At 32.7% G+C, this 24764-nt stretch carries 26 protein-coding genes; 10 read left to right on the forward strand and 16 right to left on the reverse strand.

Translation table 11 applies throughout. The features are described 5' to 3' along the window. Nucleotides 1-162: 162 nt before the first annotated feature. From VP395_RS00345 to VP395_RS00360, 4 genes are all read right to left on the reverse strand, one after another. On the reverse strand, nt 163-501 hold the full coding sequence (locus tag VP395_RS00345) for a DUF2853 family protein (RefSeq protein WP_346239705.1): 339 nt from the start codon (nt 499-501) through the stop codon (nt 163-165). A gap of 105 nt (nt 502-606) precedes the next feature. Further along, nucleotides 607-2367 carry a 2-succinyl-5-enolpyruvyl-6-hydroxy-3-cyclohexene-1-carboxylate synthase gene (gene menD / locus VP395_RS00350; RefSeq protein WP_346239706.1) on the reverse strand — a complete coding sequence of 587 codons (1761 nt, stop codon included), beginning with the start codon at nt 2365-2367 and terminating at the stop codon, nt 607-609. A 51-nt stretch (nt 2368-2418) separates the two neighbouring features. Further along, nucleotides 2419-3531 (reverse strand): chorismate-binding protein, encoded by a 1113-nt coding sequence (locus tag VP395_RS00355; RefSeq protein WP_346239707.1) that lies wholly within the window; start codon nt 3529-3531, stop codon nt 2419-2421. Further along, complete coding sequence (locus tag VP395_RS00360; RefSeq protein WP_346239708.1) at nt 3531-3959, reverse strand: PaaI family thioesterase; 429 nt, start codon at nt 3957-3959, stop codon at nt 3531-3533. The genes VP395_RS00355 and VP395_RS00360 overlap by 1 nt, the downstream gene beginning before the upstream one ends. A gap of 112 nt (nt 3960-4071) precedes the next feature. On the opposite strand from VP395_RS00360, the gene VP395_RS00365 reads away from it, so the two are divergent. Further along, nucleotides 4072-4644, forward strand: coding sequence for a GNAT family N-acetyltransferase (locus VP395_RS00365; protein WP_346240419.1), 573 nt, complete (start codon nt 4072-4074; stop codon nt 4642-4644). Nucleotides 4645-4794: 150 nt separating this feature from the next. Here the strand turns inward: VP395_RS00365 and VP395_RS00370 are convergent, their stop codons facing one another. The 4 genes from VP395_RS00370 to VP395_RS00385 form a co-directional block, all read right to left on the reverse strand. Next, on the reverse strand, nt 4795-5355 hold the full coding sequence (locus VP395_RS00370) for an outer membrane beta-barrel protein (RefSeq protein WP_346239709.1): 561 nt from the start codon (nt 5353-5355) through the stop codon (nt 4795-4797). A gap of 135 nt (nt 5356-5490) precedes the next feature. After that, nucleotides 5491-7152: a DUF5060 domain-containing protein gene (locus VP395_RS00375; RefSeq protein ID WP_346239710.1), complete on the reverse strand. Its 1662-nt coding sequence runs from the start codon at nt 7150-7152 to the stop codon at nt 5491-5493. Between the two features lie 12 nt (nt 7153-7164). Next, nucleotides 7165-8109, reverse strand: coding sequence for a family 43 glycosylhydrolase (locus tag VP395_RS00380; protein WP_346239711.1), 945 nt, complete (start codon nt 8107-8109; stop codon nt 7165-7167). A gap of 83 nt (nt 8110-8192) precedes the next feature. Beyond that, on the reverse strand, nt 8193-9179 hold the full coding sequence (locus VP395_RS00385) for an aldo/keto reductase (RefSeq protein ID WP_346239712.1): 987 nt from the start codon (nt 9177-9179) through the stop codon (nt 8193-8195). Between the two features lie 155 nt (nt 9180-9334). Here VP395_RS00385 and VP395_RS00390 point away from each other — a divergent pair, with 155 nt between their 5' ends. After that, complete coding sequence (locus VP395_RS00390) at nt 9335-9709, forward strand: hypothetical protein (protein ID WP_346239713.1); 375 nt, start codon at nt 9335-9337, stop codon at nt 9707-9709. 7 nt (nt 9710-9716) lie between these two features. On the opposite strand, the gene VP395_RS00395 is transcribed toward VP395_RS00390, so the two are convergent. Then, nucleotides 9717-10664, reverse strand: coding sequence for an NAD(P)H-dependent flavin oxidoreductase (locus tag VP395_RS00395; protein WP_346239714.1), 948 nt, complete (start codon nt 10662-10664; stop codon nt 9717-9719). Nucleotides 10665-10787: 123 nt separating this feature from the next. Beyond that, entirely contained in the window at nt 10788-12692 is a 1905-nt protein-coding gene (gene dnaK / locus VP395_RS00400; protein ID WP_346239715.1) for a molecular chaperone DnaK, read from the reverse strand. A 223-nt stretch (nt 12693-12915) separates the two neighbouring features. Here dnaK and VP395_RS00405 point away from each other — a divergent pair, with 223 nt between their 5' ends. From VP395_RS00405 to VP395_RS00415, 3 genes are all read left to right on the forward strand, one after another. Continuing rightward, on the forward strand, nt 12916-14244 hold the full coding sequence (locus tag VP395_RS00405; RefSeq protein WP_346239716.1) for a rhamnogalacturonidase: 1329 nt from the start codon (nt 12916-12918) through the stop codon (nt 14242-14244). A 98-nt stretch (nt 14245-14342) separates the two neighbouring features. Beyond that, nucleotides 14343-15161 (forward strand): 3-methyl-2-oxobutanoate hydroxymethyltransferase, encoded by an 819-nt coding sequence (panB, locus tag VP395_RS00410; RefSeq protein WP_346239717.1) that lies wholly within the window; start codon nt 14343-14345, stop codon nt 15159-15161. Between the two features lie 31 nt (nt 15162-15192). Next, nucleotides 15193-15897 (forward strand): RluA family pseudouridine synthase, encoded by a 705-nt coding sequence (locus VP395_RS00415; RefSeq protein ID WP_346239718.1) that lies wholly within the window; start codon nt 15193-15195, stop codon nt 15895-15897. Nucleotides 15898-15945: 48 nt separating this feature from the next. Here VP395_RS00415 and VP395_RS00420 read toward each other — a convergent pair whose 3' ends face one another. The 5 genes from VP395_RS00420 to VP395_RS00440 all read right to left on the reverse strand — a co-directional run bounded on the left by VP395_RS00420 (nt 15946) and on the right by VP395_RS00440 (nt 19222). Further along, nucleotides 15946-16767, reverse strand: coding sequence for a sensor histidine kinase (locus tag VP395_RS00420; RefSeq protein WP_346239719.1), 822 nt, complete (start codon nt 16765-16767; stop codon nt 15946-15948). A 67-nt stretch (nt 16768-16834) separates the two neighbouring features. Further along, on the reverse strand, nt 16835-17551 hold the full coding sequence (locus tag VP395_RS00425; RefSeq protein ID WP_346239720.1) for a hypothetical protein: 717 nt from the start codon (nt 17549-17551) through the stop codon (nt 16835-16837). A gap of 6 nt (nt 17552-17557) precedes the next feature. Next, nucleotides 17558-18064: a hypothetical protein gene (locus VP395_RS00430; RefSeq protein ID WP_346239721.1), complete on the reverse strand. Its 507-nt coding sequence runs from the start codon at nt 18062-18064 to the stop codon at nt 17558-17560. Nucleotides 18065-18135: 71 nt separating this feature from the next. Beyond that, nucleotides 18136-18762 carry a CPBP family intramembrane glutamic endopeptidase gene (locus tag VP395_RS00435; protein ID WP_346239722.1) on the reverse strand — a complete coding sequence of 209 codons (627 nt, stop codon included), beginning with the start codon at nt 18760-18762 and terminating at the stop codon, nt 18136-18138. 1 nt (nt 18763) lies between these two features. Then, nucleotides 18764-19222 carry an Lrp/AsnC family transcriptional regulator gene (locus VP395_RS00440; RefSeq protein WP_346239723.1) on the reverse strand — a complete coding sequence of 153 codons (459 nt, stop codon included), beginning with the start codon at nt 19220-19222 and terminating at the stop codon, nt 18764-18766. Nucleotides 19223-19381: 159 nt separating this feature from the next. On the opposite strand from VP395_RS00440, the gene VP395_RS00445 reads away from it, so the two are divergent. Beyond that, nucleotides 19382-20581, forward strand: coding sequence for an aminotransferase class I/II-fold pyridoxal phosphate-dependent enzyme (locus VP395_RS00445; RefSeq protein WP_346239724.1), 1200 nt, complete (start codon nt 19382-19384; stop codon nt 20579-20581). 2 nt (nt 20582-20583) lie between these two features. Here the strand turns inward: VP395_RS00445 and VP395_RS00450 are convergent, their stop codons facing one another. Beyond that, the gene (locus VP395_RS00450; RefSeq protein WP_346239725.1) at nt 20584-21606 is read right to left on the reverse strand and encodes a metal-dependent hydrolase; all 1023 of its coding nucleotides are present in this window, start codon (nt 21604-21606) and stop codon (nt 20584-20586) included. A gap of 92 nt (nt 21607-21698) precedes the next feature. Here VP395_RS00450 and nhaC point away from each other — a divergent pair, with 92 nt between their 5' ends. From nhaC to VP395_RS00470, 4 genes are all read left to right on the forward strand, one after another. Further along, nucleotides 21699-23177 (forward strand): Na+/H+ antiporter NhaC, encoded by a 1479-nt coding sequence (gene nhaC / locus VP395_RS00455; RefSeq protein ID WP_346239727.1) that lies wholly within the window; start codon nt 21699-21701, stop codon nt 23175-23177. Between the two features lie 203 nt (nt 23178-23380). Further along, entirely contained in the window at nt 23381-24025 is a 645-nt protein-coding gene (locus tag VP395_RS00460) for a peroxiredoxin (RefSeq protein WP_346239728.1), read from the forward strand. Between the two features lie 96 nt (nt 24026-24121). After that, nucleotides 24122-24436, forward strand: coding sequence for a thioredoxin family protein (locus VP395_RS00465; protein ID WP_346239729.1), 315 nt, complete (start codon nt 24122-24124; stop codon nt 24434-24436). Further along, a complete protein-coding gene (locus VP395_RS00470) occupies nt 24417-24674 on the forward strand; it encodes a DUF6952 family protein (RefSeq protein WP_346239730.1) in 258 nt (85 codons plus the stop codon). Before VP395_RS00465 ends, VP395_RS00470 begins: the two co-directional genes overlap by 20 nt. The last annotated feature ends 90 nt before the right edge of the window (nt 24675-24764 follow it).

A 24764-nucleotide genomic window follows, 5' to 3' on the forward strand; every position in this document is an offset into this window, starting at 1 on the left:
CGGGGTCGCTGTGGGCTTTCCAGTGCACTCCCTAACGCAGGTATACTTACTATCAAATTGTATTGTAGATATTAAGTTCCTGTATTTGAAGGTTAAATAATAACAAAAAGAGCGCTACAATTTAAATTTGTAACGCTCTATGATCTATAAAACCTGATTTTTTTAATAAACAGATTCTTTTTTAAAATGTTTCGTTAATAAATAATAAACAACCGCTCTGTATTTATTACGGTTAGACTTACCATATTGCTCGATAACTGCGCTAATACCTTTATCTAAATCGGCGCTGTCTTTTAATCCCAACTTTTTTATTAAAAAATTATTTTTAACAGTGGCTAGCTCTGATTCATCAGACCCAGAAACCGTTGCGGCATCTGCGTTGTAAATTGAAGGGCCACAGCCAATTGTTACTTTGGTTAATAAATCCATGTCTGCTGTTACACCACACTTTTCCTTTAAATCGGCAGCATACTTTGCAATAAGTTCATCTCGTTTACTCATAATAAATTTGTTGTTTTTAATGTGTTTATAAAATACCTAAATTGTTAACTGTCTTAAAGATAGCCTTTTTTGACACAATAAAAAAAAAGAACGTCACAAAGTGTTTTATTTTAAATATTCAAAATAGTTTAAAAGAACTTCATCATTTATATCCTTTGGAGTAAATATTTCTAATAATTTAGGACGTTCATCTTCAACAAAAAATTCTTTTAAATAATATTCCAATGGTTTTTCTTTTGAAATACTTTTATAGGCGAAGCCATACATTCTACATAAATGTCTTGCGTCCAAATTGTGAGTGGCTTCAAAAAAAGTTTCAAAATTCTTTGTGTTTTTATGCCCAGGAAGAATCCTAAAAATACCGCCCCCTTGATTGTTTATTACTATTATCCTGAAATTCTTAGGAATGTAATTATTCCAAAGTCCATTGCTATCGTATATAAAACTTAAATCACCTGTTATTAAAGTAGTGGGTTTATCGTTTACCACGGCACAACCAATGGCGGTAGAGGTACTACCATCTATTCCACTAGTACCTCTATTACAAAAAACCGTATTGTTTTTGTTTATATTAAATAACTGCGAATAACGAATAGCCGAACTATTACCTATATGTAAAATATTGTTGTTTGGTATGTTCTTAAATAGTATATCAAACACCTTTAAATCGGAAAAAGGACTAGTTTTTAAGTACTCGTCGTGTTTTTTTAAACGGTTTTGTTTTACTGCTGTCCAATTGGCATGGTAATTACTTTTTACATAATGTGTTATTTTTGGTAAAAAAGCCGATAAAAACTGGTTAGGTGTTACATCAATATGATTAGTTAAACAGAAAAACGTATCATTCGCCATTTTTTCGTCAATGTGCCAATGGTATTTTGGCTGAAATTTTCGTAATACTGTCTTTATTTTTTTTGACACTATTAAACCTCCAAAGGTTAGTAAAATCTCTGGTTGAAGCGCCTTTTTTTCTTCTTCGGTTAACGGAGAAATGATTTGATCGATGGACGGGAAAAAGCTATCATGGTATAAGTTGGACGTTGTTTCTGTAAATACTATCACACTATCATCTTCAGCTAATTCATTTAACCATTTTTGTTCAATCATGTTGGGTTGGTTAACACCTACAAGTATCATTTTCTTTGAAGCTGAATTCCAATCTTCTAAACATTCGTTAAGCACATAATCTTCTATAACTTTTGCTTTTATCGATGGTTTTTTTGACTTTGGATTGACCCTTAATTTTTCTACAGTTTCATAAAGCGGCTCATCAAAAGGAATATTAATATGTACAGGTCCTTTTTTAAGCAGTGCAAAATTTAAAGCTTCATTAATTTCTTCTTCGTTATGCGTTTGAATATCCTTCTGCAAACCTAAAAAACGTTCTAACTTACCTTCTAAGTTTTTTAACATAGGTAATTCTTCGTTTTCAGGAATGTTGTTTTCGTCTTTAATATCCAGCTTCAAGTTAACAGAATATAAAATATGATTTTCGAAAATATTTTTTTGATTAATAGTTTGCCCATCACCAATACCAATTAAATGCTTTGGACGATCTGCTGAAACCACTACCAACGGAATATCGCTATAATAAGCTTCAGTAACAGCCGGATAATAGTTTACCAAAGCACTACCCGAGGTACAAACCACTGCGGTAGGCACTTTTAATTGTTGCGCAATTCCCAAAGCAAAAAAAGCAGCACTACGCTCGTCTACAATACTGTAACAAGTAAAATACGGGTTATTAGTAAAACCAATGGTTAACGGAGCATTTCTACTGCCCGGGGAAATAACAATATGTTTTATTCCTTTTGCTTTAAAAAGCTCTATAACTGTTTGTGCGAGAGGTATTTTTGGGTAAATCATATAATTTAAATCGATATGTAAAAGTAATAAATAGGGCTCAATATAAGCTAATTACAAAACATTTTTAATAATTAAAGATTTTGATACAGTTTCTCCCCATTCACTTTCAGGGTTTGAGTTAGCGGTTATACCACCACCAACATATATAATTGCTGTATTATTTTTTATTTGCATACACCTTAAATTCACATACAATTGTGTACTTTTTTTGGTGATGCTATATGCCCTATTTTCAATATTTCGTTTACCAGAACGTGGTGCTGATGTTGTTTCAAAATTTAATTCACCTAAAAAACCAGTGTAAAACTCGCGGTTATAATTTTCATTACTTAATATAAATTGCTTTGAGGCTCCCTTTGGGACACCACAAACGGCTGGTGTTGGGTGTAATTTACTAATAATTTCTTTTAATTTTGAATCGGGTTTTAATCGTGCCGAAATCATGGTTTTTAAATGTACTAAATTTCCTGCTTTCACGGTTTCAATCTCCGAAATATTTAAGCTTTCAACAGATGTTTGTAAACTATCAACAATAAAATCAGTTACAAATTTTTGTTCTTGTTTTTCTTTATCTTGCCAAATTACATCTAAATTCCCAGTGTAATTTTGAGTACCTGCCAACGCCATAATGGAAAACTGACTACCTTCAATTTTTATAAGTGTTTCGGGGGTAGCTCCTAACCAAAGCCCTACTTTGGGATGGTACCAACAATAAATAAAAGATGAAGAATAGGTATTTAAAAGTTTTTTAAAAATACTGACAGGATTGTTTTTTTCTAATGTAACTTGTTCTTTTCTAGACAATACTACCTTCTCAAATTTATTTTCTTTAATAGCCTCTATACCTTTATTTACAAGGCTTATATGTTGTTGCTTTTCTTCTTCGTTAACGGAAATATCTTGTCCAGAAGATTCCATAGGCAATATGTTTGAACTTGAAGAAATAATCTCAGAAACATCAAAAGGAATTAAAACCGATTCTTCAGCATCATCAAAAGGAGAAAACACAAAGCCTTTTTCTTTAAAATCTTTTGTAAAAATTAATCCGTCATGAGATTGAAGCACCCCTTTAACTTCGGTTTTTTTGGGTTTTCTATAAACTACAAAGGGCTGTTTATTGTTGTATTGTTGTTCAATACGGGTAAAAAAATCTTCCAAAATCATTAATTAGTTCTTTTTGGCAACGAAATGGTAGTTAATTTACAAACCGATATTAAATTATTAGCTTCGTCCGTTATTTTTATATCGAGCAATTGTGTGGTTCTGCCTTTATGAATAAACGTTGCCTTCGCATATACAAAGCCTTCTTTGATACTTTTTAGATGGTTGGCGTTAATTTCTATTCCACGTACAAAAAATTTTTCGGTATCTATAAAAATATGTGATGCAAAACTACCTACACTTTCAGCTAATGCAACAGTTGCTCCACCGTGCAACACGCCATCGGGCTGGTGAACTCTAGAATTTACAGGCATACGGGCTACTAAAAAATCATCACCATAGTCAATAACTTCAATCTGTAAGGTTTCCATTAACGTGTTTTTACAAGCTTCATTCGCTTTAGCTATAACGACTTCTTTGGTTAATTGCATATAAATATTGTATTTTTAATCGCGTAGGTAAAAGTACAAAATACGTATGGAAAGACTATTAAAAATCACTTTCAATTAAAAAGATTTCTGCCTAGTCAGAACAAACAAAATGATGCAAATACCAACTTTAGAAAATGAACGTGTAAAGCTTTCTGTGTTAGGAATGAGCAACTACAAGCATCTTATAGAAATTGCTAAGCAACCCCATTTAGTGCAATTTTCACCTAGTAAAATTGATACTCCCGATAATTTAAAAGAATATGTACAAGAAGCTGTGGATTGCTTTTACAAAAAAACAGCCATACCATTTGTGGTTTTTGACAAACAAACCAATACCTATGCTGGTTCTACACGTTTTGGACAGATTAATTGGCACAATAAAGTATTGCATATTGGTTGGACGTGGATTGGAACTCAATTTCAAGGTACCGGACTTAATAAAAACATAAAGTTTTTAATGCTACAATATGCTTTTGAAACGTTGAATTTTGATAAAGTAGAATTTCGAGTTGATGAACGTAACATGCGCTCAAGAAAAGCTGTTGAAAAATTAGGTGCAAAACTTGAAGGTATTTTACGAAAAGATACGCTAATGATTGATGGTTTTAAACGAAATACGTGTTGTTACGGGATTTTGAATGAGGAATGGGATGTTATTAAACAGAAAGTATTTAGTGGGTTTTAGGGGAGGTACACTTATCGTTTTTGTGTAAGGATAGCTGCGTGTTTGTGTGCGAGGATTTTCCGAAGGAAAATCAGAAGCTAGCAAACGAGCAACTGACATTGGTTAAGCTAAAAGTAGCAATTTTTTATATACTGTGTTGTAGGTGGTTTTTTATAATCGGTAACCTATTCCGATTTTCAATATATTTACATTGGTATTATATTTCATGTCAGGTACTCCATTGTCAACTTTGATTTTAATATAATCATACTGAACTTGAACAAATACACTATTGGTTATATCGTATGCAATTCCTAAATTTAGATTTAGTCCACTTTGCGTTTCACTTGCTCCAGAAACATCAAATCCATTATTGGTCCCAGATGCATCAAAAACCATAAAGGTATATCCAAGTCCGATAAAGGGATGAATTTTTACTATTTCCGAATCTAATTCAGCAAAAATTCTAGGTTGAACCAAATATGAGTTGACTTTAACATTTATAGAACCGTTGCTATCATTAGTGTTATTTACTAAAAGTCCACCATTTAGAGAGGCTCCAATATTAACCAATTTTAAATCCACAAATCTAAACTTTGCTCCAATATCAATAATTCCGTCATAATTTTCGCCAACGAAATTTTTGTCAATCGGGATTGGGTAGTTTAATTCAAGACTGAATTTTGAGTCTTGTGAAAATGATTTAATTGTAAAAATCAATAATAATGTCAATAATAAATTTTGTTTCATAGTTCTGTTTTTAAATTACCTACAACCATATGATACGAAATCGTTTTAATGTTTTATATCATACGATAAACGAAGTTAGAATTTTCTCACCAAAAAATCAATAGGCAAGATATTAAATTACTTGTCAATTATTAACAAAACCCAATCGGTTTCAGTTGTTGGTGGTGTAAATTTGGTTACTTCATTATCGAGAGCTGTTATATTGGATATTAATTGAGTCTCGCCTGTTTTGGCATTGAGCCATTTATTATTTGTGTAATTGCCTGCTGTTAATTGTAATTCAAATGTATTTCCGTTGGAAGAAAACACTAAATATTGCTTCCCTTTTTCAGATAAACACCACACTTTTTTGTTATTGTGGTTTGAGAGTAAATCATCTGTTGGAATCATGCTATGAAATACAACTTCTTTCGTCATAACATCACTTAAAATATCTAATTCCTTCGTTGAAGCTAAATATGGATTATCTGATTCAAAAAATGGTAAACCTTCTGGTCCGAAAGCGACCAACTCATCTTCACCCGCTTGTCCGCACCAATTAAAAGAAGCACCGGCAGTTACACATGCCCAGGCCGATTGACGTAAATCATCTAATGTTGCTTTGGTTCTTTTTTGCCAAAAGCGCCTCCAAAGCGCATTGCCTTCAATCATATATACCGGTTTTCCAGGTACATAAGCAGCCAAACAAGCCTCATGATGCGTCCAAGCTTCCTTCCAATAAGGTCTGTCTAAATCCCTTTCTTCAGAAAATATATAATGATTTTCTATAGCTGCAAAATTATATGCTTCGCGATGGTATTCATTGTCAATTGGATATTCATCTTCATAAGTTCTTAAATGATTGAACACATCGTATTTTTTAACTAATTGTGCCCATCCTAGTTCACTATCTTGTCTATCTCCCGGTACTTCCCAAACAAACCCCCAACCTGCTATATTTGCATAAGGTGCTAAGCGTGCAACCACATAACGTACATAAAAATCTTTTTCGGTTTCACTTAAACTTGTCCATTTAGGGCCATCATTTTGGCTGCCATCAAACCCAAGAAACATATGCAATCCAATATTTTTAGTGTTAAGCCAATCTACATGTGTTTCCATCAATTGCCATACATCTAATCGCATGGTACTTGAAGCTTTACCTTCTGTATATAAGGTTAAATCTTGCGTTGTAGGTTCTGGACCATCATGATAATATTGTTCAAAACAGCACAATGACAATAACCAATTAACCTGTAAATGATTGTATCCACGATCTATGATCGGTTGATATACGTTATCCTTTACCCAATCATAAGGTTGTGCAATAGAGCCATGACCACTTTCATAGTACGATTTTAACCAAACAGGTTGGGTGCCGTTATATGCAAACCAACGTGGATTTTCTTTATAGGCTCGCAAGATGCCATTTCCTGCATTCGCTTCGGTACACTCAAAAGTACCTTCACCACCTTTGGAGCTATCACTCCAAGTATATTTATATGTCCATTTACCAATTTCGTTTGGTATAAAACGCATTTTCCAGATGGTGCCAGTTGTTAAATCGCCTCCGCCCTTTCCGTCACCATCATAAAATCCAAAAAAATTGGTTGTTTTTCCTGATGGTGAAATAAAAGTAGTATTTAACTGAACGTCGTTAAACTTGTTAGCATAGGTGTTTTTATTTTCTAGAGATTGTTCGAACGTACGGTAAATCCCTACATGAATTAAAGTTTCTTCCTTTTTGCAACTTAAAATTGCACAAAAAATTAATAATAAAAAAAAAGAATTGATCTTCATAAATGTCTTTAGTTATTTTGTTGGAACAACTTTTTGTATAGTACCATCTTCGTTATAATACAACTTATCAAAACAGATGGATCTACGGTATGGATGCGGACTGTCTTTATGTCCCCAACCAAATTTAGGCGTTACATCTGGATTATTTTTATAATATAAATCGGAATTGTGATAAAACATATACCATTGCCCTTTGTATTCAACAATGGAGTGGTGATTGGTTCCACTATTCATTTTTGGTAAAATAACACCTTTGTAATCAAATGGTCCAAGCGGATTTTTACTCATGCCATATTTAATTTCACCACTTTCACCTACATAAGATAAATAGTAGTTACCTTTATACTTGTGCATCCAAGCGGCTTCAAAAAAATCGTCTGTTCCTTCAAGTAAATACACAGTTCCATCATAAGAAACCATATTTTCATTTAACTTAATAGCGTTAACTACTAATTGCCCCATATACAGATACGCTTGACCATCATCATCTATAAAAACTGCTGGATCAATAAAATCACGAGTACAAACAACACCTTCGGTATTTGTATGAATAAGTGGTTTATTTAGTGGATCTTTAAATGGACCGTATGGCTTATCTCCAACAGCAACACCTATTTTGCTATGCTCTACAGGATAATAAAAATAGTATTTTCCGTTTCTAAATATACAATCTGGTGCCCACGCTTGATTGCTTGCCCAACTTAAATCATTTAAAGAAAAAGCAACACCATGATCTGTCCAAGTTTTCATATCGATAGTAGAAAACACATGCCAATCTTCCATAGTAAACTTAACAGCATCGTCTTTATCATGAGATGGGTAAACAAAAAGGGTGTCATTAAAAACTCTGGCAGAAGGATCCGCAGTATACATATGAGTTATAAAAGGATTTTGAGTAGAACTAATATTTACTAATAAAACACTAATCGTAACTAAAATAATCCTTGTTTTATTCATTTTATTTTGGATGAAAATTATTTTATAATAAAATGTATTAAGCCAATCTATAACTTTCTAATAGATTAGGAATACATTAGGTATTAATAGCCCCCTCGTATTTCTTTATGAATTAACTCTTTATATAAATTAATTAAAGCCGAATTTGTTTCTTTTGATAAGGCTTCAATATTCGAAACTTCGGCATTAGAAATAACTTGTTTAGTAGAACTTGCACCAGGTATGATAGTACTTACAGCTTGCTGATCTAAAATCCAACGTAACGCCAATTGTACCATGGTCAAATTATCTGGCAAAATGTTATTTTTAATATTGTCTACAAACTCTAACCCTTTTTCAAATGGTAAACCTGCAAAAGTTTCACCAACATTAAAAGCGTCCCCGTTTCTATTATAATTTCTGTGATCGTTTTCTGGAAAAGCTGTATTACTATCAAATTTTCCTGAAAGCAACCCACTTGCTAATGGTAAACGCACAATAATACCAACGCCTTTTGCTTCCGCTTGCGGAAATAATTCGGTTATCAATTTTTGTCTGAAAATATTAAAAATGACTTGTAATGATAGTAAATTTTCTTGTTGTACGCATATTAAACCTTCTTCAACCGTTTCTACACTGGCTCCAAAATGCTTGATGAGTCCTTCTTGCTGTAAGTCACGTAACCAATCAAAAACATGGCCTTCTTTTAAATAATGAGTTGGAATGCAATGAAGCTGTAACAAATCCAATGCGTTTACTCCCAATCGTTGCAAAGAGCCCTCAACCGATTTTCGTAAAACATCTTTTGAATATTTATCCGGATATGCATCGCCTGCTCTACCAAATTTTGTTGCCACATGTATGGGAACATCACAAGTTTTTAAAAATTCACCTATAAGGGATTCGCTTTTACCATTACCATATACATCGGCGGTATCAAAAAAAGTAATGCCATTGTTAACGGCTTCACTTAAAATATTAAAAGCAGTTTCCTTTGAAATGTCTTTACCCCAATCGGCTCCTAATTGCCAACAACCCAAACCTACTTCACTAATATTAAAACCTTTAACTCCTAATTTTCTGTTTTTCATTGAATGTATTCTTATTAATTCCTAAAATAAATATAAATAACACTTGCTAATCCTAAAAAGACTCGCTTAATCGTATAAATATTATAAAAAACGAATATATAACAATTTTAATTTTTTAATGTATACTTTAATGAACCAACTTGAAAATACGAATAATGAAAATTACAAGTGCAGCTTTTTTGATTTTATTTTTAGTAAGTTCGCATATTAGCCATGCACAGTTTATTTCAACTGACGATAAATTACACTTTGGTGCTGGCGCTTTAATATCTGCAACTACTTATACCATTGTTTTTGCAACTACTAAAGATAAGAAAAAGGCTTTTTGGTATAGCCTTGGAGCTTCAGTGCTTGCTGGAGCTACCAAAGAACTCTATGACAGTTTAAGAAAAGGTAAAGATGGCTATTTTTATTACTGGGATACCGGTGAATTAATAGCATCCTCTTTAGGCGGATTAACGGCTAGTACCACTCTCAGCTTATTTGTTGGTAACAGAAAAATAAAAAAAAATGTAGCTCTTGTAAATTGAGTTTATTTTAGCTTACTAAATTTTTAACAATGTTTTTTACTGGCAATACTTCATGTGTATGTTCAATACTAGGGCCTGCAACCCAAACCGTTTTATAAGTGACTTTGGTAGCGGCATTTTTGGTAGCATTCATTCCTATTGAAAAACGAATCATCTTTACCCATTTTTTTAACTTTTTATTCTTGTTTAAAACGGATTCTATCCAAGTAGCCTTAGTTCCTGTTTTTTGAACATACGGTGTATTAATAACGGTACATGGAGTTCCAGAAATACGCTCGGTCATTACAATATCATCTGCACCGTATTCTACACATGCTTGTTTGTATTCGTCTGTTACATTGGCTTCAACCGATGCGATAAACGGACTACCAACCGACACACCATCGGCACCATAACTTAACATCGTATCAATATCTGTTTTACATCCCACACCGCCAGCTGAAATAACTGGAATATTACAATTAGAAACCAACACTTTTATAAGATTTTCAGGTGAAAGATTTCCTCTGTGCCCTCCTGCCTGATTGTTTACTGCTATAATGGCATCGGCGCCTAAAGCTTCTACTTTTTGAGCGAATTTTAAATCTACCACATCACAAAATACTTTAATATCTACTTGATGTGCTTGTTTAATTGTTTCTTCCGGACTTCCTAAAGATGTTATAATAAAATCGCAACCTTCCTCACAAATAACTTCTAACTGACCTTTATACTTAATATTTGATTTATTAACAATCAAATTAAAACCATAAGAACCACCTTCTGCTTTTGCAACTTTTAGTTCTTTTATAGCAGCTCTTAACTCTTCTAAAGTTCTATAATTTAAGGCTGGGATACAACCTGCTATTCCAGATTTCATAGCTTCTATTACCATGGCAGTATTAGACACTAAAAACATTGGAGCTTGTATTATTGGGTGCTTTATTTTAAGTAATTTAGTAAGTTTGGTTTCCATTTATAGTATTTCAGACAAATATAATAAAAATATTATGCATGCATAACAAGTTTTAATTGTATAAAAAAAACGCAACCTATTAGGATTGCGTCTTTTTTATAATAATCAAATATATAAGAATATTTATTTAACTTCTTCAAAATCTACGTCTTCAACATCACTAGTTTCAGATTGTCCGCCTTGAGCTGCATCAGGTCCTGGTTGCGCACCACCTTGTTGAGCATCAGCTTGTGCTTTGTACATTTCTTCACTAGCTACTTTCCAAGCTTCATTAATTTTCTCAAGAGCAGGATCAATAACAGCTAGGTCTTTAGTTTCAAAAGCTGTTTTTAGTTCAGCAAGTGCTTCTTCAATTGGTTTCTTTTTATCATCAGATAATTTATCCCCAAATTCTGCAAGTTGACTTTCTGTTTGGAAAATCATCGCATCAGCAGCATTTAATTTTTCAGCAGTTTCTTTTGCTTTAGCATCTGCTTCTGCATTTGCTTCTGCATCCGCTCTCATTTTCTTAATTTCTTCTTCAGTTAAACCAGAAGATGCTTCAATACGAATATCTTGTGTTTTACCTGTCGCTTTATCACCTGCAGTTACGTGGATAATTCCGTTTGCATCAATATCAAAAGTTACTTCAATTTGAGGTGTTCCTCGTCTTGCTGGTGGAATACCATCTAAGTGAAAACGACCAATTGTTTTATTATCAGGTGCCATTGCTCTTTCACCTTGTAATACGTGAATTTCTACAGATGGTTGGTTATCGGCAGCTGTTGAGAATACTTGCGATTTCTTAGTAGGAATCGTAGTATTGGCTTCAATCAACTTCGTCATTACATTACCCATAGTTTCAATACCTAATGATAATGGTGTAACGTCTAATAACAATACATCTTTAACATCTCCAGATAAAACTCCACCTTGAATACCAGCACCTAACGATACTACTTCATCTGGATTTACACCTTTACTTGGTGCTTTTCCAAAAAATTTCTCAACGGCAGCTTGTACAGCAGGAATACGTGTTGAACCACCTACCAATATAACTTCATCAATATCTTTGATGGTTAAACCAGCTGCTTTTAATGCTGTTTGACATGGCGCAATAGTACGTTTTACTAAATCGTCAATTAATTGCTCGAATTTAGCTTTTGTTAATGAACGTACTAAGTGTTTTGGTCCACTTGCAGTTGCTGTAATATAAGGCAAGTTGATTTCTGTTTGTGCAGAACTAGATAATTCAATCTTAGCTTTTTCAGCAGCTTCTTTTAAACGTTGTAAAGACATAGGGTCTTTACGTAAATCCATACCTTCTTCAGCGTTAAACTCATCAGCTAACCAATTAATGATTTTTTCATCAACATCATCACCACCTAAATGTGTATCTCCATCTGTTGATAATACTTCAAAAACACCATCTCCTAATTCTAAAATAGAAACGTCATGTGTTCCTCCACCAAAGTCAAAAACAACAATTTTTTGGTCTTTTCCTTTTTTATCTAAGCCATAAGCTAATGCAGCAGCAGTAGGTTCGTTTATAATTCTACGAACTTTTAAACCGGCAATCTCACCCGCTTCTTTAGTAGCTTGACGTTGACTGTCATTAAAATAAGCAGGTACCGTAATAACTGCTTCTGTAACAGTAGTTCCTAAATAATCTTCAGCTGTTTTCTTCATTTTTTGAAGAATCATAGCCGATAATTCTTGTGGTGTATATAAACGTCCATCAATATCTACACGTGGTGTATCATTATCCCCTTTTACAACTTTATAAGGTACTCTGTCTGCCTCTTTACTAGATTCAGAAAATTTATTTCCCATAAAACGTTTAATAGAATAAACTGTTTTTGTAGGGTTTGTTACTGCTTGTCTCTTTGCTGGATCTCCAACTTTAATTTCGCCGCCTTCAACAAAAGCAATAACCGATGGCGTTGTTCTTTTACCTTCTGCGTTTGGGATCACAACTGGTTCGTTACCTTCCATAACAGAAACGCAAGAGTTGGTTGTTCCTAAATCGATTCCAATAATTTTACTCATAATATTTTTATTTATTGTGTTGAATATTCTTTTTAAATTCGATAGGTAAAAGTCAAGGATTATGCCAATAAAGAAATGCTGACACAGTGTCAGTTTTAATAATGATTTATAATCTGTCTTAGGAAAAGACAAACACTAATTAGTAATTTATTACTTTTACCATTCTTGAATATGCTTATTTGCATTCTATTTATTAATAATACCAACGAATCACAAAAAAGTAATGAAAAACATTTATTTACTAATTATTGCGGCACTACTATTATCGTGCAATCAAGAAACTAAAATAGTTGAAACCAATCTTTTTCCTGACGGAACTAAAATTCCGGATTGGTTTTTAGATTATTCAAAAATAAACCCTGCCGATTTAGGTACCTTTTATACCATTACCGATTATGGTGTGATGGGCGATAGTACCATAGTGCAAACTGAGGCTATCCAAAAAACCATAGACGAAGCTTACAGAAATGGTGGCGGTGTTATTGTAATTCCTAAAGGTACTTTTTTAAGTGGTGCGCTGTTTTTTAAACCAAATACCCATTTACACGTAACCGAAGGTGGCGTTTTAAAAGGATCAAATAATATTGATGATTATCCTTTTATACCTTCTAGAATCGAAGGACAAAGTATTGAGTATTTTGCAGCCTTAGTAAATGCAACCGCTGTTGATGGATTTACTATTACAGGCAAAGGGATTATTGATGGTAATGGTTTAGAGTTTTGGAAAGCTTTTTGGCAAAGACGCGAAGAAAACCCAAAGTGTACCAATTTAGAAGTATCAAGACCTCGCTTAGTCTTTATTTGGAAATCTAACAATGTGCAATTACAAGATGTGCACCTTCGCAATTCAGGGTTTTGGTCTAGTCACTATTACCAATGTGATAATGTGAAAATTTTAGATTTACGCATTACATCTCCCCATCAACCCGTCAAAGCTCCAAGCACCGATGCTATAGATATTGATGTTTGTAACAATGTATTGATAAAAGGTTGTTATATGGCTGTAAACGATGACGCTATTGCTCTTAAAGGCGGTAAAGGACCCTGGGCAGATAAAGATGCCAGTAATGGCGAAAACACCAATATTATAATTGAAGACTGTGAATTTGGTTTTTGTCATGCTGCACTAACAAACGGAAGTGAAGCCATACACAACAAAAATATATTGATGCGTAATTGTGTTGTAAAAGAAGCGAAACGTTTATTATGGCTTAAAATGCGACCAGATACAGCTCAAAATTACGAATACATTACCGTTGAAAACATAACAGGGGAAGCACATAGTTTTATTTACATCAAACCTTGGACACAATTTTTCGATCTAAAAGGAAGAAAAGACGTACCTCTATCATATTCAGACCATATTACCATGAAAAATATTGATTTAAAATGCGATATTTTTTATGATATGAAAATTACAGAATATGACAAACTTTCAAACTTCACATTCGAAAATTTAAAAATTGAAGCTAAAGATGGAACTTTTGACAAGAGTATTATTGATGGCGTTACTTTTAATAATGTTGAAGTAAATGGTGAGTTAATTAAGTAAACTTTTCAATTTAAAAAATGTATAGCATAAGTAAATTTCATTTTATATCATAAGAATTTGATTCACTACTTTTGCTTACTTTCAGAAAAAACAAAAATATGTCAACAGCAAAAAAAGAATATAAGCGTATTACCGTAAAAACACTGGTTGATATGAAAGCCAATGGCGAAAAAATATCCATGCTTACAGCTTACGATTATACTATGGCAAAAATAGTAGATGGTGCCGGTATAGATGTTATTTTAGTTGGCGATTCTGCAAGTAACGTTATGGCAGGCCATGAAACCACACTACCTATTACTTTAGACCAAATGATATACCATGCGTCTTCAGTAGTTCGTGCGATAGATCGTGCTTTGGTAGTGGTAGATTTGCCTTTTGGTAGTTACCAAAGCGACCCTAAAGAAGCTTTACGTTCTGCTATTAGAATCATGAAAGAAAGCGGCGGGCATGCTGTAAAACTGGAAGGTGGAAAAGAAATTAAAGAATCTATAAAACGTATCTTAAATGCTGGTATTCCTGTAATGGGGCATTTAGGATTAACACCACAATCTATTTATAAATTTGGAACTTACACCGTTCGTGCTAAAGAAGAGGAAGAAGCACTGCGCCTAATAGAAGATGCCAAAATGCTTGAACGCATTGGTTGTTTTGCCATTGTTCTAGAAAAAATACCAGCCAAACTTGCCAAAGAAGTTGCCGAAAGTGTTAGCATCCCCATTATTGGTATTGGTGCTGGTAATGGTGTAGATGGTCAAGTTTTAGTATTGCACGATATGCTGGGTATGACACATGAATTCCATCCTCGTTTTTTACGTCGCTATATGAATTTGTATGAAGACATGACCAATGCTATTTCACAATATGTAGTTGATGTAAAAGCAGTGGACTTCCCTAATGATAATGAGCAGTACTAGTTAGGCAAAAGGCAAAAATATTCGTGTATTAGTGGCAGAAAAAATAATATCAAATAAAAACAATTTACAAGTCCTTTTTGAGGACAACCATATCATTATAGTAAACAAACGTGCTGGCGATATAGTACAAGGTGATAAAACAGGAGACAAACCACTAAGCGATGTTGTTAAAGCCTATATAAAAGAAAAGTACAACAAACCAAATAACGTGTATTTAGGCGTTGTACACCGCTTAGACAGACCTACAACTGGACTTGTAATATTCGCAAAAACAAGTAAAGTACTCCCTAGATTAAATGCCCTGTTTGTTTCAAAAGATATTGATAAAACCTATTGGGCGATTGTAAAAAACGAACCACCAAAAATCGAAGACACATTGGTTAATTGGCTGAAAAAAAACCCAAAAAACAACAAATCTACAGCCTATTCAAAAGAAGTAAAAGACAGTAAAAAAGCCGTTCTTCATTATAAAACATTAAAGAAACTAGATAATTATTTTCTACTCGAGGTTAATTTAGAAACAGGTAGACACCACCAAATACGCTCTCAATTATCAACTATTGGCTGCCCCATTAAAGGCGATCTAAAGTACGGTTTTGATAGAAGTAATAAAGATGCGAGCATCCATTTACATGCCAGACATATTACCTTCATCCATCCTGTAAAATTAGAAACTATACATATTATTGCACCTTTACCAAACGATCCTATTTGGGATGCTTGCACCACCCCATAATTTTAATACTAAAATCAATAATAAATACTTTTTTAAGTAGATCAGCTACTAAACCATTGGATAATTTAAAATTAATTGTATGCCTTCATCTTTTTTAGATGTCATTTCTAATTTAGCGTTTATTAATACAGCTCTACTTTTCATATTAATTAAACCTGAGCCTTTTTCTGTTTCTCCTAAATTAAACCCTTTACCATCGTCTTTTGCTGTAATCACCAACTTATTAGTTTGGTAGTTTAAAATAATATTGATGTTTTTTGCTTCGGAATGTTTTACAGAATTTGATAAAAACTCTTGAAGAATTCTAAAAAGAATAATTTCATGTTTTCTATTTTTAAATTCTATACTTTCTCCTATTTTCTTAAGTTCAGCCGAATTGAATTTCATCTTTTTCAAGCGATTCAATTCGTTAATAATCGCTTTTTCAAAACCTACGTTTAAGACCACTTCATTATTAAGTGTTTTTGATAACGCTCGCACTTCAGCTAAACTTTCTTTTAAAGCATCAGAAGTATCTTTAAATTTTTCTTTCACATCGTCTGTCACCTGCATTTTTAAAATACTTAATTGCATGTTTGCAAATGATAGTAACTGACCAATATTATCGTGTAATTCCCATCCAATATTCTTCAAGGTTTGTTCTTGGGTTTCGGTTTGTGCTTGTGTTATTTCTGCTTCAAAGGCTTGTTGTTGTTTTATTTTATCAAACAATAATTTATTTTTCCTTTTTAAAAAAACCACAAAAAAGATGATAACCAACGAGGTAACAATTAGCAGAACAGCAATCATATACATTAACAAATAACGTTCTGCAGATGTGGATGCGGGTAACTGTTCTAAAAGCAATAAAATAGAACTAAAATTAATCATTTACTGGTTTTGATATTATTAAACCCATAGGCTATAAAATTAAATTTTTTAGCTAAAAATTCCTTCACTAATTATTGTTATAGGTTTCATCATCCAGTTTGCACCATATTAAAGCAAATGTAAAGGTTGAATACATAAGTATATTAGCAAACAAGTAAACTTGCCATTTTAAAAAAATAAAATTCCAATCTATTTGTGCATTATAAATATCATAAAACACCAAAGGCGTTATGATAAGCCACCAAACAAATATAGCAGTGCTTATGTAAAAATTTAATGACTTATAGAAGGTTAGTATTTTATCGCTTAGCAAGGTTTCAATAAAATAGAATACAGTACAAAAAAATATTATTAATGCCCCGAATATACTTATAGCAGGGAAAAATTTATTAAAAAAATCGTGCCAATTAAAAAGGATATAAGTTATTGAAAATGCAAAAAATGCATAGCCAAAAAATTTAATAAGCTTTCTAAATAAATTTGTTTTTAATATCTGAATATAATAAAAGACGAAAAATAATATAGCACCTATTTTCCAAAACAAGGTTGACCACCAATAATTTCTTGTAAATACAGTTCCTTGCAAAAAACTTAAAAACCCATTGTTAATGTATCTTACATAACTCCCTAAAAAATCGCAAACAGTTAGGTAAACCAAAAACCATATAAAATATTTAGCAGCTGTGGTTTTATACTTTTTATAAAGTATTAAACCTGTAACAGCTGCTAAAATTTCTACACTAAATGTAATAGTATTTTTGTATTGTAATAAAAAATCGTGCATAAATTATTATTGCGGATAATTATTATCTCCACCAGTTCCATCATTTAAAGGAGGCACAGGTATATCACTATTGCTAGGTGGTAAACTAATAACACTTGTTTTAGAAAGGGCTTTTTTTCCTGTAGGCACTATGAACATAGTAGTTAAATCTTTTTTGGTTTGTCCTGCATTTTTACCATAAACCCCTAAATACACACGAACTCCAGTCATTTGGTAGCCTAAACTATCCGCTTGGTTTTTTGCATAGTCTAAATAATTTTCAATATCTTTTAATGACCAATATGTAGAGCGGTCGTCTTGATTTCTTCCTTGTTTTTGGGCTGCCGAATCTACTGCTGCCTTTCTGTGTAAAGTCCAGTTGGCATTTAATTCTTTAGCTTTTTCAACAGTAATTACACCTTTAGGCTTCAATATTTTAATAACTTCTTCATCTTCTAACTGTCTTGGAAAAAATAAATAGGCGATTAAAAATCCTATAATAATACCTAAAATGATGTAACTTAGTTTCTTCATATTGCTCTTGGTTAATTAATAAAAGCTGCATAAAAATAGTGAAAAAGTTTCAATTGTAGGAATAAGAACAATTATGTTGGAAAGCCCAACATTGCCCCCATTCCAACAGTAAATAACCAGCTACCATAAATAGCATGTTCCATTGAAACTAATAGCGTTGATTTAGTTTTATTGAAGGTGAAAGCGAATATTAAACCACCTAAAAAAGTTATTACAAGAACCAAACTATTCTTAAAAAACAGATGTGCTAATGAGAACAATATAGCGTTAACAAAAAAACATAACGATTCACTTTTGAAAAAATGTTTATAGCGTTTAAAAAAGAAAGTTCTATAAAGTAATTCTTGAGGGTACACCGAAAAGAAGCTGTAAACTATCAGGAGTGCCATCCACATCACAGGTTTATTAATTACCACTTCAAACAGCATCTCCTTATTTGTAAACCAAACAAAAAGACTTGTTAAAATTGCAATTATTGAAAATTTAATTAACGTATTTTTCCAAAAACGTATCCAATTCAAATTTGGTGCTATCTTAAATTTTTGGTTTTCAACTTTCAATAAAATATAGATAACGTATAAAAAACCTATAAAACCCAGAGACAGTTTTATACTTAGCGCATACGAAAACACAAAACTAACTGGCAACAGTATGAAAATGATAAACAATTCGATACTTTTATATGTTTTTGAATTCATATTAAAAACCAATGGCCGTGGTATGCTTAACCTCATTAATTACAAACATACTGTGTGTACTACCAATATGATTAATGGAAGTTAATTTATTTACCATAAACTCCCTAAAAGCAACCATATCTTTTACCATTACTTTTAATAAATAATCGTAATCACCACTAATGTGATAGCATTCTAAAACTTCACTTAAATTAGCTACTTCTTTTTCAAACTTGATCACATAGTCTTGTGAATGTTGTATAAGCTTTATGTGACAAAAGGCAATAAACGATTTATCTACTTGCTCTTTGTTTACTAAAGCGACGTATTTTGAAATATATTCATCTTTTTCAAGCTTCTTAATTCTTTCGTAAACCGCTGTTACAGATAGATTTAATTTATTCGAAAGTTCTTTATTGGTTTGTTTACAATCATTTTGCAAATATCCTAGTAACTTTTTATCAGTATCATCAAATATCATAATTGAAAATTTTTCATTGAAAAGGTGATTTTCTATAAAAATATAATTTTAAACTCTATAATAGTCATAAAATGTAGTTTTATTATCTATAATTATTAATATATATTGTTTTTTATTCGTATTTTATCCACATTTGTATAGGAACCAATTCAAAAAATCATGTCATATCAACCTGCAAACAAAATACAAGATTTACAATATTTCGGAGAATTTGGCGGGGTAAATCCATCCATTTCAGATTCATCTACTTATACCTTTCTTTCAGCTAAGACCATGTTCGATACCTTTGAAGGTAATGCTGATGGGTGTTATTTGTATTCGCGTCACTCTTCGCCTTCTAATTTATATTTAGGTGAAGCACTTGCAGCCATGGAAGGCACCGAAACCGCTAATGTATCTGCTTCAGGAATGGGGGCCATTACTCCAGTTTTAATGCAATTATGTGGCGCTGATGACCATATTGTTTCTAGTAGGACGATTTACGGCGGGACGTATGCGTTTATGAAAAACTTTTTGCCACGTTTTAAAATTGAAACAGCGTTTGTAGATATTACTAAACTAGAAAGTGTTGAAGGGGCTATCACAAAAAAAACCAAGGTTTTATATTGCGAATCTGTTAGCAACCCACTTTTGGAAGTTGCCGATATTAAAGGACTAGCAGCTATTGCCAAAAAATATAATTTAAAATTGGTTGTAGATAACACGTTTTCACCATTATCGATTTCACCGGCTATTTTGGGAGCCGATATTGTTATTCATAGTTTAACAAAATTTATAAATGGGTCTAGCGATACGGTTGGTGGTGTTGTATGTGGAACACAGAAGTTAATAAACGACTTACGAAATGTAAATAGTGGCGCTTCCATGTTACTAGGCTCTACGATGGATAGCTTACGAGCCGCTTCTGTTTTGAAAAATTTACGGACATTACATATAAGAATGCAACAACACAGTAAAAATGGTTTGTTTTTAGCAGAAAAATTTGAAGCAGATGGTTTAAAAACGGTCTATCCAGGGTTAAAATCGCATCCATCACACGAATTATTTAAAAGCATGATGAATGTACAATACGGTTTTGGTGGCATGTTAACCATAAATGTTGGTACTTTAGAAAAAGCGAATGAACTTATGGAGATTATGCAAAACCGTAACTTAGGGTATCTTGCCGTTAGCTTAGGGTTTTATAAAACCTTGTTTAGTGCCCCTGGAACATCTACATCATCTGAAATATCTTTAGATGAACAAAAAGCGATGGGATTAAGTGATGGATTAATTCGTTTTTCAATTGGATTGGATGATGATATTAAACGCACCTATAAAATGATGAATGCTTGTATGAAAGAACTTGGAATTCTATAAATTTAAATCCCTTTTAATCGCACCCAAAGATTTGAAATGGCTTTATTAAAATTATTCCGCCTTGGTTTAAATGGCTTCATATTAAGTCTGTTGTTTTCTTTATAAAGGACCATACTGAAAACTGAAGAATTTGGGTTATTCCCATCTAATAAAGGATACCGCAAATCGTTATATTGATATTGGTTATCTCCTATTTTATAAACACTGTAATATTGACTGCTAAACCAAGCTAAATTTTTAACATCATCAAAGTCTTCGGGTTTTAAATCGCGTTGTTTTGGTAATTCAACAAAATTTATAAATCGGTTTTTAGTATCTAATAATGAGTAATATGAAACATAATAAGATGATTCAGACTCTGCAATTGCGTACCACAAAACATTATTAAATATGGATGGTTGCGTATTAAATCGGGTTGTCTTTAAATCACTTTCAGCTATCGATTTTCTAAAAATAGTATCAATATAAAACTTGTTTACAACGGTTAAAATCATATAAACAGAACTGATGCCAATACCCAATTTCAGCCAAAATCGTCTTTTTTTATTTTTTCTGTTGAGGAACATTAAAACAATCATACAAATTAAAAACGGAAGTGTATAAAGTGGATCAACAACTGCTATATTATTAAATGCTACCCTGTAATTACTAAATGGCGCAAAAAGCTGTGTTCCATAAGGTGTAAAACAATCCAAAATAGGGTGTGTAAACAACGACCAGAAAAACAATAATATCCAATCTTTTAAGGTGGTAGCGTCTATACGCTTTCCAGAATTATATAATCTAAATATGCACCAACCTAAAATAAATGCTACTAAAACTGAAAACAAAATAGAATGCATAAAGCCTCTATGAAAAAGCATGGCATCAATTTCATGGTTATAAACTATATTGCCAAAATAAACATCTAAGTCAGGTATAGTACCACCAATAGCACCAAACATCAACGCTTTATTGCCTATTTTCTTCCCTAAAATGGCTTCACCACAAGCAGCTCCTAAAACAATTTGGGTTAATGAATCCATTAATTTTAATAAATTGAAAAACAAAAGTACGCATTAAATCCATTTGCATACATTCATCTAAAATTGTAACATTACAGAACTAATTCTACACAATGCACGACGACAAAAACATTTCTGAAATTAAAATAGACAACCAACACGTCATAGAAAATAAAGAACTTAATATTTGGGAAGCCTTAATTCCAGTTATTATTTTAATGGGCATGTTAGCATATAACATTTTTTTTGTAGAAGGTCAAGAGTGGTTTGGCACATACACCAACCAAATTATACTTCTACTTGGCGGGTTGGTAGCTGCTACTGTTGGACTTTTTAACAAGGTTACTTTAGAACGCATGCTAAAAGAAATATGGGAGAATTTAAAAAGTGTTTTTATTCCCATTTTGATTTTGTTTTTGGTAGGTGCATTGGCAGGAACTTGGCTAATAAGTGGCGTTATCCCCGTCATGGTTTATTATGGATTACAAGTGTTAAGCCCTTCCATATTTTTACCGGCCTCAGTAATTATTTGTGCTGTTATATCAATTGCTACAGGAAGTTCTTGGACTACCTCTGCAACCGTTGGTATAGCTTTAATTGGTATTGGTACTGCTTTAGGCATAAATACTGGCATGATTGCAGGCGCAGTTATTTCTGGCGCTTATTTTGGTGATAAAATGTCTCCATTAAGTGATACTACTAACCTAGCCCCAGCTATGGCAGGAACCGATTTATTTACACACATTAGGTATATGACCCACACTACAGTTCCTACGCTAATTGTAACACTTGTTTTTTTTAGTTTTATAAGTATGAATATTGAAACCTCTGGAAATACCGATTTAAGCAACCTACTTTCTACCATTAACTCCACTTTTAACATCACCCCTTGGTTATTTACAGTGCCCTTAGTGGTCATTGCATTAATTCTTCTAAAAACAAAACCTTTAATCGCCTTAAGTACTGGCGTTTTATTGGCTGCTGTTTTTGCTTTTATTCTTCAACCCGAAGTTTTAACTAACTTATCCGAATCTAAATTTGGAGCAATAACTAGTTCTATATTTACAGAAACACAAATTACTACTGAAAACGAAAAATTAAACGATCTCTTTTCTGCTGGGGGCATGCAAGGCATGATATGGACTATCTTACTTATAACTTGCGCCATGGTTTTTGGCGGTATTATGGATGCTATTGGTGCTTTAGCCCGAGTTACTAAAGAACTATTAAAACTTGCTCATACTATTTTCGGGCTATTTGCAAGCACGGTTATTAGCTGTTTAGGTTTAAATGCTATTGCTTCAGATCAGTATTTAGCTATCGTGATTCCAGGCAAAATGTTTAAACAAGCCTATGAAGACCGAGGACTTGCTCCAGAAAACCTAAGTAGAACTCTAGAGGATTCTGGTACCGTTACTTCCGTTTTAATCCCATGGAATACCTGTGGCGCTTACCAAAGTGGTGTTTTAGGAGTCGATACACTTCACTACGCAGGATATGCCATATTTAACTGGTTAAGCCCTTTTACCACACTACTATTTGCAGCCTTCAAAATAAAAATAAAAGAACTGTCAAAAAAAACAACTTGCTAAATGCTTTATTTTTTTCCAATTCTTTGGGATTTTGATAATTTATGACAATATTTTTTACTAAATTAACAAAAAATACCCTACAATTTTAAATCCATTTTTATTAGCTATTACTCCATAGGTTTTACTAATTGATAATCTATTAAAATTGCAATAACTAGTTATAAGTTTGCATCAAATAAATTATTAATCATAAAATTTTAAATATGGCATTAGTAGGAAAAAAATTCCCGAATTTAAGCGTTAACGCAATGAACGATATGGGCGATACTTTTAAAGTAAACGTTCTTGAAGAAGCCGTTAATAACAAGAAAAAAGTAGTTTTATTCTGGTACCCAAAAGATTTCACTTTTGTTTGCCCAACAGAATTACACGCTTTTCAATCAGCTTTAGGTGAATTTGAAAAAAGAAACACCTTAGTTATTGGTGCATCTTGTGATACAGCAGAAGTACACTTCGCATGGTTAAGCACCGCTAAAGACAATGGAGGTATTGAAGGTGTAACGTACCCATTATTAGCTGATTCTAACAGAAACTTAGCGTCTACTTTAGGTATTTTAGATATCACAAACGAACAATACAACGAAGAAACGGGGGTGGTAACTGTTGAAGGTGACAATGTAACTTACAGAGCAACTTACATTATAGATGAAGAAGGTACGGTACAGCACGAAAGCATTAATAACATGCCACTTGGTAGAAATGTTAATGAGTATTTACGAATCATTGATGCTTTAACACATGTACAAGAAAAAGGTGAGGTTTGTCCAGCAAACTGGGAAGAAGGAAAACAAGCCATGCAAGCAAACGCTAAAGGAACTGCTGAGTATCTTAAAGCACACTTAAACTAAAAACACAACGTCATTGCGAGTAAAACGAAGCAATCTGCCTATTAATAATGAGATTGCTTCTCTCTGTTCGCAATGACGATTATTAAACAATATATTATGGTTCAAGAATTAGAACAAGATAATTTAACCGAATTAGTATCAAGTAACGGTACGGTAATCGTTCAGTATTCTGCTAGTTGGTGTGGCAATTGTCGCATTATGAAGCCAAAATTCAAAAAATTAGCGACAGAAAATGAAAGTATTGCGTTTGTTATGGCCGATGCCGAAAAATTTCCAGAATCTAGAAAATTAGCAACTGTAGACAACTTACCTACATTTGCAACTTTTAAAAACGGAACTTTCGTAAATCAGGTTCAAACAAATAAATTCGAAGTTTTAAAAGAATTAGTTGATGAAGTTACCAGTAATTAAACATTTAACACAGTTTATTGAAGACAATGATGAAGATTTCATTATCGAAACCATTGAAACTTTAGAAGCATTAACTGAAGTAACATCATTAAAAGATGAAGAATTAGATGTTATTGGAGAACTTATTTCCAATATGTATGGTGCTGTTGAAGTTAATAAAATGATTAAGGACGGTACTCCTAAAAAAGAAGCTCTTAATAATTTTATGAGTAGGGTTTTAGGTTCTATTGATAAATAATAAAATTTCATAAAAATTTAAAAGCCACTTTTCTTAATTTGAAAAGTGGCTTTTTTATATTTAAAAAATGAGTTTTATGATTGTCTATAA

The sequence above is a fragment of the Mariniflexile soesokkakense genome (genome assembly GCF_039650365.1).
Taxonomy (GTDB): Bacteria; Bacteroidota; Bacteroidia; order Flavobacteriales; family Flavobacteriaceae; genus Mariniflexile; species Mariniflexile soesokkakense.

Excerpts from the sequence above, each read along its gene's own strand:
- VP395_RS00345 (WP_346239705.1), bottom strand. The coding sequence starts at position 501 with ATGAGTAAACGAGATGAACTTATTGCAAAGTATGCTGCCGATTTAAAG.
- menD (WP_346239706.1), bottom strand. The coding sequence starts at position 2,367 with ATGATTTACCCAAAAATACCTCTCGCACAAACAGTTATAGAGCTTTTT.
- VP395_RS00355 (WP_346239707.1), bottom strand. The coding sequence starts at position 3,531 with ATGATTTTGGAAGATTTTTTTACCCGTATTGAACAACAATACAACAAT.
- VP395_RS00360 (WP_346239708.1), bottom strand. The coding sequence starts at position 3,959 with ATGCAATTAACCAAAGAAGTCGTTATAGCTAAAGCGAATGAAGCTTGT.
- VP395_RS00365 (WP_346240419.1), top strand. The coding sequence starts at position 4,072 with ATGCAAATACCAACTTTAGAAAATGAACGTGTAAAGCTTTCTGTGTTA.
- VP395_RS00375 (WP_346239710.1), bottom strand. The coding sequence starts at position 7,152 with ATGAAGATCAATTCTTTTTTTTTATTATTAATTTTTTGTGCAATTTTA.
- VP395_RS00380 (WP_346239711.1), bottom strand. The coding sequence starts at position 8,109 with ATGAATAAAACAAGGATTATTTTAGTTACGATTAGTGTTTTATTAGTA.
- VP395_RS00385 (WP_346239712.1), bottom strand. The coding sequence starts at position 9,179 with ATGAAAAACAGAAAATTAGGAGTTAAAGGTTTTAATATTAGTGAAGTA.
- VP395_RS00390 (WP_346239713.1), top strand. The coding sequence starts at position 9,335 with ATGAAAATTACAAGTGCAGCTTTTTTGATTTTATTTTTAGTAAGTTCG.
- VP395_RS00395 (WP_346239714.1), bottom strand. The coding sequence starts at position 10,664 with ATGGAAACCAAACTTACTAAATTACTTAAAATAAAGCACCCAATAATA.
- dnaK (WP_346239715.1), bottom strand. The coding sequence starts at position 12,692 with ATGAGTAAAATTATTGGAATCGATTTAGGAACAACCAACTCTTGCGTT.
- VP395_RS00405 (WP_346239716.1), top strand. The coding sequence starts at position 12,916 with ATGAAAAACATTTATTTACTAATTATTGCGGCACTACTATTATCGTGC.
- panB (WP_346239717.1), top strand. The coding sequence starts at position 14,343 with ATGTCAACAGCAAAAAAAGAATATAAGCGTATTACCGTAAAAACACTG.
- VP395_RS00420 (WP_346239719.1), bottom strand. The coding sequence starts at position 16,767 with ATGATTAATTTTAGTTCTATTTTATTGCTTTTAGAACAGTTACCCGCA.
- VP395_RS00425 (WP_346239720.1), bottom strand. The coding sequence starts at position 17,551 with ATGCACGATTTTTTATTACAATACAAAAATACTATTACATTTAGTGTA.
- VP395_RS00430 (WP_346239721.1), bottom strand. The coding sequence starts at position 18,064 with ATGAAGAAACTAAGTTACATCATTTTAGGTATTATTATAGGATTTTTA.
- VP395_RS00435 (WP_346239722.1), bottom strand. The coding sequence starts at position 18,762 with ATGAATTCAAAAACATATAAAAGTATCGAATTGTTTATCATTTTCATA.
- VP395_RS00440 (WP_346239723.1), bottom strand. The coding sequence starts at position 19,222 with ATGATATTTGATGATACTGATAAAAAGTTACTAGGATATTTGCAAAAT.
- VP395_RS00445 (WP_346239724.1), top strand. The coding sequence starts at position 19,382 with ATGTCATATCAACCTGCAAACAAAATACAAGATTTACAATATTTCGGA.
- VP395_RS00450 (WP_346239725.1), bottom strand. The coding sequence starts at position 21,606 with ATGGATTCATTAACCCAAATTGTTTTAGGAGCTGCTTGTGGTGAAGCC.
- nhaC (WP_346239727.1), top strand. The coding sequence starts at position 21,699 with ATGCACGACGACAAAAACATTTCTGAAATTAAAATAGACAACCAACAC.
- VP395_RS00460 (WP_346239728.1), top strand. The coding sequence starts at position 23,381 with ATGGCATTAGTAGGAAAAAAATTCCCGAATTTAAGCGTTAACGCAATG.
- VP395_RS00465 (WP_346239729.1), top strand. The coding sequence starts at position 24,122 with ATGGTTCAAGAATTAGAACAAGATAATTTAACCGAATTAGTATCAAGT.
- VP395_RS00470 (WP_346239730.1), top strand. The coding sequence starts at position 24,417 with ATGAAGTTACCAGTAATTAAACATTTAACACAGTTTATTGAAGACAAT.